A 12842-nucleotide genomic window follows, 5' to 3' on the forward strand; every position below is an offset into this window, starting at 1 on the left:
GGTCTCAGGCTCTGCGTCCGCTCACGTCCGGGGGCGCCCGAGCCACGCCTCCCTTTCCGCTGTATCTCATCTCCGTTGTACTCATGTCCGAACTGCACGTCTGGGTGGGAAAAATGGATTCACACACCTCGCGAAGACCACTGCCGCCGCTGCCAGGAAGGCGCCGCAACCTCTCGGCGCGCCTTGCTGCTCCGGTCGCGTTCTCGGTTCTTCTCTCGCTTTTGTCTGTGGTACCAGGGCTCGGAGAGGTGGCTCTGGCTGCGGGGGCGGTGCGGCCGCAAATACCGAAGGCGTTGTCACCCGGTTCAGTGAAGGGCAGCTCCGGGGAGACCGGTTATCTCCCGGGTTCGTGGAAGGTCTCACCGTCGGGTGACTTCACGTACTCGATTCCTCTGGACGTTCCGGATGGCCGGGCCGGGATGGCGCCTTCGCTGTCTCTGGGCTACTCCAGTGGAGGCGGCAACGGTTCGGTGGGGCAGGGCTGGGCGGTCTCCGGCGCGATGTCGGCGATCACCCGCTGCACAAAGAGCACCGCCGAGGGCGAGTCCACCCCGTCCGGCGTGCACGATGACTGGTCGGACGACTTCTGCCTGGACGGCCAGAAACTTGTCCAGCTCGGTTCGGGATCCGGTCACCCGCTGAACGCTGAGTACCGGGCCAAGACGAATGGCTTTGGCCAGGTCCTCTCGGTCACGGCTCAGGCGAACGACAGCCTCGGCGGACCCGACCACTTCACGGTCAAGGCGCGGGACGGCCGGATCCGTACCTATGAGGCCCGGCAGGGACACCGGATGAGCTCCGGTGTCGGATTCTCCGACACCGCGGCGCCGTCGACCGGTGATGCGGCTTTTTCCACACCTCGCGTGATGTGGCTGCTGGAGTCCGACCGGGACCGGTCGGGCAACGAGATCGACTACGAGTACACCTCGCTCAGCGGTCCCGGCGGAGACGAGTGGCTGCCCGCCAAGATTTCCTACACCGCGCACGGCAACGACAAGACCGCGGCGCGGTATGTGCAGTTCGACTACGAGGACCGGCCGGACACGTCGTTCTCCTACCTGGCCGGGGTGCGTTTCAACCAGACCCGGCGGATCAAGTCGGTCAAGATGTTCGCCCCGAATCCCGGGGCGACCAAGCTGGTGTGGCAGTACAACCTGGCCTACGACATAAGCGTCGACCACCGCAGCCTGCTCAAGTCCGTGGCCAAGTGCGCCCCGTCAGGGGGTTGCCTGCTCGGGAAGAACTTCACCTGGGACACTTCGCAGAAGGGCGCGGTACCGTCCTTTCACTCCCAGGATCTGGACGCGCTTCCCGTCCCGATCGACGGCCCCAGCGCAACGACGCCCTTCATGCGGGCGGCCGACATCAACGGGGACGGCGCTGATGACCTCCTGATGAGCGATCGCGCAGAGCACCCTTACGGAAGCCACAACCTGGGCTCGGTTCGGCTCGGCGTGCGCAAGTCTGACACCGGTACGGTCTCCCCGCTGGAGAAGGCTGTCTCAGTGGCGCAGAACGATGCGCTGGGGATGAGCGGAACGGATCTGCGTGAAAGCCGGCCTGTCGACCTCGGTGAGGGGAGAGCCAGTCTGGCCCTGAGGTACGAAGACCCCGCCACGAAGAAGACCAAGGACAAGGTCGTCAAGTGGAATGACGCCGACCAGGCGTTCAAGGCTACGGCCATGGAGTTCCCGAACGCCGACAACTCGGTCTTCGCCGACTTCAACGGCGACGGCCGGATGGACTACGCCAGCGCGGACGGGGCGGGCGGTGCGTACTCGATCCGGCTGAACAAGGACGGCGAGCTCGGTGCGGCCAAGGCAACCGCCTTCACCTGGGACAGCGCCGAAAGCACCACGGGAGATCCCACGGGTGAGGGCAAGGCGTCGGTCATCAGCGTGGTGAAGAACGCGGCTGGCAAGTACGAGCCGACAGTGTTGAGCCTGGTCGCGGACGGGGACCCGGTGGTGACGTCGGGGCGGCATAAGGACGCCAACGGCAAGACATGGGACCACGTCATGAGCCCGCTGGCACCAAGCTTCACGGGCAAATACTGGAACTACCGGACGGTCACGGGCGACTTCAACGGGGACGGGCTCCAGGACTACCTGCTGCTGCCGGTGACGGCGGACGCGAAGGGGGACTGGCGGCTGCCGGCGGCCCTGGTGTGGAACACCGGCGACGGTCTGGTCGTGGACAAGAAGACCCCCGATATCCCGTACGACAAGTACGCAGGGGTGCAGGCCGCCGATCTCAACGCGGACGGCCGAACGGACCTGGTGACGTTCACACCCTCGGCGACCACCGCGCTCATCTCACGCGGCGACGGATCATTCGACTCGGATGAGATTGCCTCGGACGGCGGGACGCTGGGAGACGGGAATGACGGCTGGGCGAGTTCCCGTGTGGGTGACTTCTCGGCCACCGGCCGGCCGGGCGTGGTACGGGTGTCGAACGGGCATCTGGTGCTGCTGTCCCAGGACGTGTCCTACACCGGCCGCCTGACCGGCATTGCGGACCAGGGCACTCTGTGGAACCGGCAGAGCGTCACGTACTCCACCGCGTGGAGCGACCACATGGAGAAGGCCGCAGATTACGACTGTGCGGCCCCGCTGGTGTGCGGGCGTTCGGGCATTGTGACAGTCCGGCAGGTCGACTCCCGCGATCACGTGATCGATCCGGACAAGGGGCAGACACCCAAGCCGTACAAGATCCAGTATTCCTTCGAGGATCCGGTGGCGGACGTGCGGACCGGGTTCCTCGGATTCCTCACGATGCGGGTATGGGATCCGCAGCGGCCCTCCGAGACTCTGTACGACTTCAACCGGCACCGGGAACAGGTCGGCGCGGGCTTCCACCCCTACGTCAACCGCCCCACACAGGTGACCACGGTCACACCGATCCTCACCCTGGACTCGCGCGCCCGGGCCGCGGACACCGTCAAGGCGCGCGTCACCAGCACCCATAACACCTACGGGGTGCGGCACCTGAACCAAAGGGCGACTAGTGGTGGTCAGTTCGCGGTGTTCACGACAGGTGTCACCACCGACGAGTGGGAACAGAACGTCGACACGACCTGGGGCTCACTGGTCGGCACCGACCAGCCGTCACACTTCTCGGGGGTAGCCAAACCACCGACACCGCAGCGCCAGTCAGCGCAGAGCTCCGACTTCGACGATTTCGGGAACCGTACCCACCACACCGAAAGTGTCACCGGCGGAGCGTCAGCCACCACCGACACGACCTTCACCCCGGACACCTCTGCCTGGCTGGTGAATCTGCCCATGCACCAGACGGTCACCTCCAAGGCAGCAGGAGGCAAGCCCGGTCCGGTCACCCGTACCACCGACTTCCACTACGACACGCTCGGTCGTCTGGACACCCTGTGGCAGGAGAAGGACGGCGCCGATGATGTTGCGCTGACCACCACCTACCGCACCGACCCCTACGGCGTGCTCGACAGAATGACCGTCAGCGCCGACGGGGTGCCGGACAAGGTCACTCACCTCGAGCACGACCCGGTGTTCCCGCAGCAGCCCGATGAGGAGATCTACACCTCGCAGTCCTGGTCGGAACACAAGGGGGGGCCGGCACCGTCACAGTGGCTCGCGGTGCACCCTGCCCTAGGTGTCACCCTGGCAGCCTCGGACGCCAACGGCGTGCAGACCGCCTCGGACTTCGACGACCTCGGCCGACCGGTCAAGGTCACAGTTGACGGGCAGGCACCCACCTCATTCACCTACTCCAAGCGCACGGACACCTACGGCGGCACCAACGGCACGATCACCACAGCGAGCATCGGCCTGCAGCCGCAGACCCCCCAGGTGACCCAGACCTTCACCGATGCCCTCGGCCGCACGGTCAAGACGAAGTCGACCGGGTTCGACGGCACCCTGAACACCACCGCCACTGACTACGACGTCCTTGGCCGCCCCGCAAGCATCACCGCCCCGGCACCCGTAGGCACCACCACAACCGACTACGACAGCCTGGACCGCCCGGTCACCACGACCCTGCCGGACGACAAGACCATCAAGACCAGCTACACGTTCTCCACCGCCACCACCACCGACCAGAACGGTGCCGTCACTGAAACGACGGCCGACCCCGACAGCCGGCTGGCTGCCCGCACGGTCACCGACACCTCCACCAGCCCCGACCGGAAGATCACCACCAGCTACTCCTACGGACCCTTCGGCCTGCCCTACCAGGTCACCGACGCCAACAAGCACACCACCACCTACACCCACGACGTGCTCGGCCGTCAGACCAAGGTCGACGACCCGAATGGCGGCGTCACCACCGACACGTACTACGCCACCGGCCAGCTGGACACCGAGACCCACGAGGCCACCGGTCACAGCACCACCTTCGGCGACTTCGACGACCTGGGCCGCTACACCACCCGCAAGAGCGAGGACGGCACCAGCACCTTCGTCTACGACACCGCCCCCCACGGCATCGGGAAACTCGCCACGGCCACCAGCCCTGACCGCATCAAGACCGCCTACCGCTACGACACTGCCGGACGCCTGACCGGCACCGACTACACCGACCAGTCCGCCTCCGTCCCCGTCACCTACAGCACCGACCAGACCTTCGACACCACCGGACGGCCCGACACCCTCACCTACCCGGGTGCCGTCGACAGCGCCGGCCACCGCTACACCGTCCAGAACGGCTACAACGGCACCGGCTTCCTCTCCACCCTCACCGACACCACCCAGGGCCAGACGAACAAGACCCTGTGGACCGTCAAATCACGCACACCCAGCCAGGCTCTCGACACCGCCCAGTACGGAAGCGGCAGCGCAGCCCTCACCCTCAAGAACAGCTACGACGCCCCCACCGGCCGCCTCCACAACACCACCGTCACCAACAACGCCAACACCAAGGTCCAGGACCTCACCTACACCTACTGGGACAACAGCCTCCTCAAGACCCAGACCGATGCGGTCGGCGACCGGTCCGAGGCATACACCTACGACCCTCTGGGCCAGCTGACCGACTGGAGCCTCACCAACGGCACCAAGCCCAAGACCACCACCAGCTACACCTACGACCCCGTCGGCAACCTCACCGACACCGCCAAGAACGGCACCACCACCGAACACCACGCCTACGGCGCCCCAGGCGGTGACCAACCCGACACCCTCACCACCATCACCCCCACCGGAGAGAACAGCCAGACCCTCACCTACGACGGGCAGGGCCGCCAGACCACCGGCAACGGCCGCACCACCACCTACACCTCCTACAACCTCCCCAAAACCATCACCCGCAACGGCACCACCACCACCTTCGCCTACGACGCCTTCGGCCGAAAAGCCAAGGAAACCACCCCCACCACCAGCACCTTCTACATCCCCGGCCTCTACGAACACCGGACCAAGAACGACGGCTCCGCCGCAACCGACGTCTACTACCTCCAGGGCAGCGACGGCCCCATCGGACAGACCGTCAATGACGGCCACACCCTCAGGACCGAGTACACCCTCACCAACCACCTCGGATCCACCACCGCCGTCGCCGACAACACCGGCGCCATCAACCAGCGCATCTACACCGACCCCTTCGGCAACAACATCAACCCCGACGGCAGCCCCAACACCAGCCCCACCGGGAACATCACCCACACCTTCACCAACCAGGAAAACCAGCCAACCCTCGGCCTCATCAACATGAACGGCCGGCAGTACGACCCCACCACCCACACCTTCCTCACCCCCGACCCCCTCAACACCCCCGGCACCAGCCCCTACCCCTACGTCCACAACAGCCCCCTCAACCACACCGACCCCACCGGCTACCTCCCCTGCGACACCGCCCAACTCGCCCACCCCCACAACTACGGACCCGAAGACTGCGCCCACCACGCGCTCGGCAGCAGAGAAGCCGCTGCAGACGACGCACTCTTCAGCCAGCCCGCCATGGACGACCACTGCGGCTGCGACTACAGCAGCCTCTGGGACGCCGCCAACGCAGCCGACGCCGCAGACGTGGCCGCAGCCAACGCCGGAGTCAACAAATCAGACGACACCGGCTACCAGAACGCCCAAATCAACAAAGACCGCGTAGGCGAACTTGCAGGCGGTGCCGGGTTTGGCGACTACCCAGATGAACGCCTCGCCGCACTGAACCCCAATTGCCAGGGGTGCAACAGCCCATGGTTCGGCGTCACAGGGCCCCTGGGGCTCTTGGCAGGCCCGCTGCTTGAGGCGGGGGAGCTTCTCTACGCTACCTACTTCACTGGCGGTGCGGCGCTCGGCACCGGAACCACCGCCGTTGCGACAGGAGCAGCCGGTACAGGAGCAACATGCGCGGCCAACCCGGAAGCATGCACCGAAGCCGCCGAAGCAACCGTCGCAGCAGCAGAGGCACTTGCGCCCAAGGTCGCCGAAGCAGCGCCGCAAGTTGTAGAGACGGGACAGAGAGCGGTGACCTACGCGCAAGCTCTGATGGAGCTGCGTTCCGCAGAAGCTCAAATGAAGACACTGGTGGAGTGGAGTAACGGCGGTGAATACCAACACTGGGCGGAAGAAATAGCTGTCGAGCGTTTCGGTAATCCCGAGCTCGCCGCGCAAGATTACGACAGGACCATGCAGATGTTTCTTCAGATGATTACGGACGCTAGTGAGCGATACGCTGCTGCGGCACAGCAGTTGGCAAAATTCCACGGAAAATAGCTCAGCGCCGTAATTCGTACCCGGGGTTGAGCCTGATCGGCCCGGGGCCGCGGGGGCATGCCACACCACCCCGAGCGCGGTCGTTGCTCCGCCAGGCGGCGTCCGCAACCTGGTGGCATGCCCCTCCCTCCACCACCAGGGGCGTGCCACCAACCACACCCATCTCTGCGCGCCGTTTTCCGCTGGCTCAATACCGGTAACACTGAGAAGCCGTATCGGGAGTGTCCAATAGACGGCGGATCCGATGATCAAGGAGACGCCTGAATGAGCGAGACCATCACCCAGCACGGAGCCGCGGAGGAGCCGGTAGTCGAGTCGGCCGCGGACGCGGTGTCGGACGAGCAGTTGATCGCGATGCTGGTCGACCGCGCCCGATCCGACGGCCTCCAGCTGAAGGGTGAGGGTGGGCTGCTGCAGCAGCTGACCAAGCGGGTGCTCGAGTCCGCCCTGGAGGGTGAGATCACCGATCACGTCGGCTATGACAAGCACGACGCGGCGGGCCGGGGCAGCGGCAACAGCCGCAACGGCACTCGGTCGAAGACGGTGCTGACCGACGTCGGCCCGGTCGAGGTGAAGGTGCCCAGGGACGTGGCCGGCACCTTCGAGCCGCAGATCGTCCGCAAGCGGCAGCGGCGCCTGACCGGGGTCGATGAGATGGTGCTCTCGCTGTCCGCGAAGGGCTTCACTCACGGGGAGATATCGGCTCATCTGGCCGAGGTGTACGGAGCGGAGGTGTCCAAGCAAACCATCACCACGATCACGGACAAGGTGATGGAGGGCATGGCGGAATGGCAGGCCCGTCCGCTGGACCGCGTCTATCCGGTCGTCTTCGTGGACGCCATCAACGTGAAAATTCGCGATGGCAAGGTCGCCAACCGTCCCATCTATGTGGCCATGGCGGTCACGGTCGAGGGCACCCGCGACATTCTGGGGATCTGGGCCGGTGACGGCGGCGAGGGAGCCAAACACTGGCTCCAGGTCTTCACCGAACTCAAGAATCGCGGAGTCGAAGACGTCCTGACGCTCGTATGCGACGGCCTGAAGGGCCTGCCCGACGCGGTCGAGACGGTCTGGCCCCGCACGGTCGTCCAGACGTGCATCGTTCACTTGATTCGCAACAGCATCCGCTACTGCTGCCGCCAGGACTGGGACAGGCTCGCCAAGGACCTTCGCCCCGTCTACACCGCCCGTAGCAAGGCCGCTGCGACCGAGCGGTTCCTGGAGTTCTCCGAGAAGTGGGGCGCCAAGTACCCGGCCGTGGTCAAGCTGTGGTCCGACGCCTGGGCCGAGATGGTGCCCTTCCTCTCCTTCGACGTCGAGATCCGCAAGGTGATCTGCTCGACGAACGCGATCGAGAGCGTGAACGCCCGCATCCGCAAGGCCGTGAGGGCCCGCGGTCACTTCCCTACGGAGGCCGCCGCGTTGAAGTGCGTCTACATGGCGCTGATGAGCCTGGACCCGACCGGCAAGGGACGGCGCCGCTGGACCATGCGCTGGAAGGCACCGCTGAACGCCTTCCAGATCGCCTTCGAAGGACGCCTCACCCCCACCACCAGCCACTGACCCTCAACCACCAAGATCAGCCGTTGATTGGACACACCCGCTCCATCCCGGTGATGTTGCCGACACCTCCACGCGCGGCCCGGATGGCGACCACGACGGCAAGGAGCTGCGCGTCGGGTCCACTGAGCGGCAACGAGGCCACGTAACTCAGCAGCGTGCGCGCCGCTTCACCTTGGCCGGGAGACAGGAGAAAGGGCAACGGCGCAGGCCCCCCGGCCGGGACGGCGGGAACCATGGGGGAGCCGGATGCGAACTGCGGCACGACACACCAACGCCCCGCGGCGCACACCACCGGCCATAAAGCGCCACGCTCGGTCCTGTATCCGTTCCGCTGCGGGTTTGCCGTGTGCAGTTGTGTCGGTGATGTGCGGCGTGGCAGCGGCTGATGAAACCCTGCGGAGCCCTACACTCCCGGGGTACCGGGTGAGGGGCGCTCTGCCCCCGTGCGGAGAGCCTCCCTTCCGCGAGCTCTCCCGAGGCGCTGAGGGGGCTCTCCGCTCGCCCGGTACTCCACGAGCAGCGTGGGACGACTGCGTGTTCCGGAAGTTCCACGCCGGTGCCGTGCCAGGCGGTAACGATCCGGCTGGCGCCCGGCACGCGCCACCTGCCTCCAGCGGGCGCGCAGCGAACGGCCCCGCGCCGGGACCGAAGAGGCAGAGAACGCGGGACCGGCCAACAACCCGGCCTCCGGGCAGTTCATGATGAAATAGCCCCGTCGGCCCGTATACCCCGTTGCGGGCCGACGTCTTTTCGGTGCCGCGAGCTGTTCGGGGTCAGCAGCGCGGTCGGGCCGAGGCGGGGCTATGGCCGGGCAGGGGTTGCAGGTGCCTGCGGTTTTCGCGCGCGGGGGAGGGTGATGCCCTGGGCGTGAGCGGCTTCTCCGGGGCGGAGGGTCCAGGGCACCGTGCCCGTCCTGGTCAGCCACCTGTTCGCGAGCAAGCGTTCCACGATGAAGCTGAGCAGCGGGCGGCCCGCGCTCTGCAAGCCGAGGCCCTCGCCCAGTTGTTTGAACGAGGGGCCGTGGCCGTGTTCGGCCCGGAAGTCCACGGTGAACTTGGCGGCCACGGGCCCGCGGTCCGGATGGGCGTTCTTCCACTGGCCATAGGCGGCCTTGGCGTCCTTGGAGAAGCGGGCCGGGCGGGGGGAAAGCATGAACGCCTCAGCCACGCGCTCCGCGGGCATCGCGCACACCGGGCAGGATTCGACGGTCTCCATGTGCCGTCGCAGCGCGGGCGTAGCCGATGTCTTCCACTGCTCCCAGGCGTCGGTGCTGAACTGGAATCCTCGTGCCCGCGCCTCGGAGGGCTTCATCACCTTCTCCTCGATGGCGTTCTCCTCGATGGTGGGCGGGCGCATGCCCGCAAGGTGGCGCACTTGGGGGTCAAGTCGGCACTGGCCGGCGGAGAGTTCGGTGAGGAAGCTATTGTCCAGCAGGTTCGGGAGAGCGGCCCGGCACGCTGGGGGAAGCGTGGGTGGGATCTGCCCGAGAAGCTGGGGGGTGCTGTGCGCGGCGAGGAACAGGCCGGCCAGCCGAGCGGCGGGCGGGAGCTTTTTGAGCGGCTTGGCGCACAGGACGCGCGTGGTCCATCCGGACACCCGTGAACGCGTCTGCTTCCCGAGGGGCAGAGGATGGTCCGTCTCCCGGCTCAGGTCGGGAACGGTGACAGGGACCGGCGGCGCAGCGGGGTCGCTGTTGAAGACGCCGTCGTCCAGTTGCCAGCCCAGACCTCGCAGTGCAGCAACGGCTTCTGATGGGTTCCCCAGCCGTAGGCCCGCCAGCTCCATCCCAGTGATGTTGCCGGTGCCCCCGCGTGCGGCCCGGATGGCGACCACGACAGCGAGGAGCTGCGCATCGGGTCCGCTGAGCGGCAACGAGGCCACGTAGCTCAGCAGCGTGCGCGCCGCTTCACCTTGGCCGGGAGACAGGAGAAAGGGCAACGGCGGCGATTTCCCGGCCGGGACGGCGGGAGTCTCACGGGAGCTGGATGCGGGCTGTGGCACGACACCTCAACGTCCCACGGCAGGCCTGAGTCACCGTAGCCCGCCCCGTCTGGAGCAGCACGTCACCAGCCTTGAGGCACATCCGGACGGCGCCTCACGCGCCCAACTGGGCACCTGACCCCCTCTGTCCGGACCAGCCTGGTGTGCCACCGCGCCCGGCACGCCGCTGTTCGCGGTACACATTGGGGGCGCACCACCGCCGTCTCCGTGCGTGCTGCCTGTGTGTGCTGTCTGCTCGGCTCCGGCCCGTCGTTCTTCCAGAGGCGACGGGCCGGAGCTGCCCCCCGGGGCGTGCCGTAACCGGGGAGTGAAGGAGCAGCGGAGGAATTGTCCCAGCCATCCCGCGTCCGTGCAACGGCCTCCGGACGACCAAAGGCCGGCGAGTTGCTGGAGCTGTCTTCGCGCGCGGCTGTCTGAGTGACTGCCTGTGCGTGTCCTCGCGTTCTCATGGCTGGCAGAGCACTTGACGTGCATTTGATGGTCTTCTCATCGCACCGGGAAATGCTTGGCCCCACCGGACCGGGGCCAAGCAATTCCTCTCCCTCCGAGCAACCCAGAGCAAAGGGGCCGCCCGGGGACGGCCCCTCACTCCCGCGGTCTGGCCGCGGTGGGATTGACGCTTGGCGCTGATTAGCCGGTCAGTGGTTCTCACCTGCGGGCAGCGGCCCTGGTCGGGGGATCAGGGTGTAGTCGCGCAGGTCACGGTCAGTGTGGCCGGCCCGACGTCGAGCGCGGCGACAGCGGCGGTAGTGATGGTTCCGCCCGCGCTGACAGCGACCGGGACGACTACGCCGGTACCCGTCGTGAGGAGGGTGGCTCCGATGGTGGTACCCGCGCACGGGCTGGTGAGCGTGTTGATTCCGGCGGTCAATACGACCGTTGTCGTTGAACCCGTCACGGTGGTGCCGGGGCCGGTCGGGCCGGTCGGGCCTGTTGCACCGGTGGCCCCCGTCGCCCCTGTTGCCCCCGTCGCCCCTGTTGCGCCGGTGGCCCCAGTAGCGCCCGTCGCGCCCGTCGCGCCCGTGGGTCCGGCAGGGCCGGTGGGTCCGGTGGGTCCGGTGGGGCCGCAGTGGTCTCCGCGGCCGCCCCCGCCTCCCAGCCAGTACAGGCCGTCCAGCGGCGCCACACTGTGGCAGTCGTCGCCGCCGACGGGTGAGGCAGTTTGCCGGGTGGCGTGTAGGGCCTCGGCCGCTGCCGCCGGGCCGGCCATGCCCACCAGGGCCACAGCGGCAGAAGCCGCTGCGCTTGCGATGATCCACTTGGGGCGGGGGAGCGGACCGAGCGGAGTTCTCTTCAGACTCATCGTTCTCCTTCAGAGAAAGCTTCTGGCACACCCGTTCTTGGCATGGGCATGCGTCGCTCCCAGCGTCAGGGGAGAACGGCACGCGGTCCTGCGGAGCTAGGCCGGATGGAAGAGTCATTCACTCGGGCTGGGTCTGATGGAGAACGGCACCCGCGGCAACGTCGACCAGGACGCCATCGCCCGCTACCGGGAGACCGGCACCGTGGTCGCGGAGTGGGACTGCGGCCCCGCCGGTGGCGACAGAGACGGATGCTCGGCGTCGACCACCACCGCTCGGGAGCAGCGGGGGAGGCAGGAAGCCCCCCGGGCGTCTCGGGAGAGCACGTGGAAGGCGGGCTTCCTGCACAGGGTGGCACGTCCCACTCACCCCGTGGTGGGAGCGTACGGGCGGGCAGCCTTTATCAGCCGTCGCCACGCCGCGGCGTGGCGACGGCTGCGTCGTTGGGGGAAGGGCCGAGCATGTTGCGCAGCCCCGACGGCCGACATCGGGGCACTCTCGTCTCGTTGACCGAGTGCTGCCGAAAATGACGGGTCGACAGTGTCGTCGCCAACGAATGCGCGTCCACCGCGCATCATCCTGGCCTTTCCCGGGCCACGGAGGTCACACCCTGATCCGCCGACCGGCGCCGCTGTCCGCAGGTGAGAACCACTGACCTGCCAGTCAGCGCCAAGCGTCAATCCCACCGCGGCCAGACCGCGGGAGTGAGGGGCCGTCCCCGGGGCGGCCCCTTTTTCTCTGGGCTGCTCGGCGGGAGAGGAAGAGCTTGGCCCCGGTCCGGTGGGGCCAAGCAATTCCCGGTGCGATGAGAAGACCATCAATGCACGTCAAGTGCGCTGCCAGCCATGCAAACGCGAGGACACGCACAGGCAGTCACCCAGACAGCCGTGCACAAAGACTCCTTCAGAAGCTCGCCGGCCTCGGGTCGTCCGGAGGCGTTGCACGGACGCGCGTGGCTTCGTCCGTCGACTGGCTCGGTGGAGTGGTTTGGCGCCATCCGGACCCGCGGTTGCCTGGCGGGGCCGAGACTGGTCCCTTCGGCCAGCGGGCGACTGCTGACTCCCGCACGGCCCCACGGGCCCTCCACCTTGATCGTGGACATCCACGGCGCTGACGAACCGCACCGCACGGCGCTGACGAACCGCACCGCACGGCGGTGCGGTTCGTCAGCCCGTGACAGAGCAACAGATGCTGACTGAACCCCTTTCATCCTGTGCTGTGGGGATGAAAGGGGCTGGTCAGGTGTGGTGACGTGGCGAAGCCCCTCGTCGTTGGTGTGGTGATCTCACTC

General features: G+C 67.1%; 4 protein-coding genes and 1 pseudogene. 2 read left to right on the forward strand and 3 right to left on the reverse strand.

Features of this window, described 5'->3' with window-relative positions:
* Positions 1–113 precede the first annotated feature (113 nt).
* Complete coding sequence (locus ACIPK3_RS32620) at positions 114–6686, forward strand: RHS repeat-associated core domain-containing protein (protein ID WP_402575598.1); 6573 nt, start codon at positions 114–116, stop codon at positions 6684–6686.
* 264 nt (positions 6687–6950) lie between these two features.
* On the forward strand, positions 6951–8249 hold the full coding sequence (locus ACIPK3_RS32625) for an IS256 family transposase (RefSeq protein ID WP_402575600.1): 1299 nt from the start codon (positions 6951–6953) through the stop codon (positions 8247–8249).
* 40 nt (positions 8250–8289) lie between these two features.
* Here the strand turns inward: ACIPK3_RS32625 and ACIPK3_RS32630 are convergent.
* The 3 genes and pseudogenes from ACIPK3_RS32630 to ACIPK3_RS32640 all read right to left on the reverse strand — a co-directional run.
* Positions 8290–8484 (reverse strand): annotated as a pseudogene (locus tag ACIPK3_RS32630) (hypothetical protein); the annotation flags it as partial.
* A 566-nt stretch (positions 8485–9050) separates the two neighbouring features.
* Complete coding sequence (locus ACIPK3_RS32635) at positions 9051–10130, reverse strand: hypothetical protein (RefSeq protein ID WP_402575602.1); 1080 nt, start codon at positions 10128–10130, stop codon at positions 9051–9053.
* Between the two features lie 799 nt (positions 10131–10929).
* Positions 10930–11121: a hypothetical protein gene (locus ACIPK3_RS32640; protein WP_402575604.1), complete on the reverse strand. Its 192-nt coding sequence runs from the start codon at positions 11119–11121 to the stop codon at positions 10930–10932.
* Positions 11122–12842 lie beyond the last annotated feature (1721 nt).

It is taken from the genome of Streptomyces sp. NPDC086787, assembly GCF_044745865.1.
In the GTDB taxonomy this organism is placed as follows: domain Bacteria; phylum Actinomycetota; class Actinomycetes; order Streptomycetales; family Streptomycetaceae; genus Streptomyces.

What these genes read in the sequence shown, in the direction of transcription:
- ACIPK3_RS32625 (WP_402575600.1), top strand. Translation starts at nt 6,951, where the DNA reads ATGAGCGAGACCATCACCCAGCACGGAGCCGCGGAGGAGCCGGTAGTC.
- ACIPK3_RS32620 (WP_402575598.1), top strand. Translation starts at nt 114, where the DNA reads ATGGATTCACACACCTCGCGAAGACCACTGCCGCCGCTGCCAGGAAGG.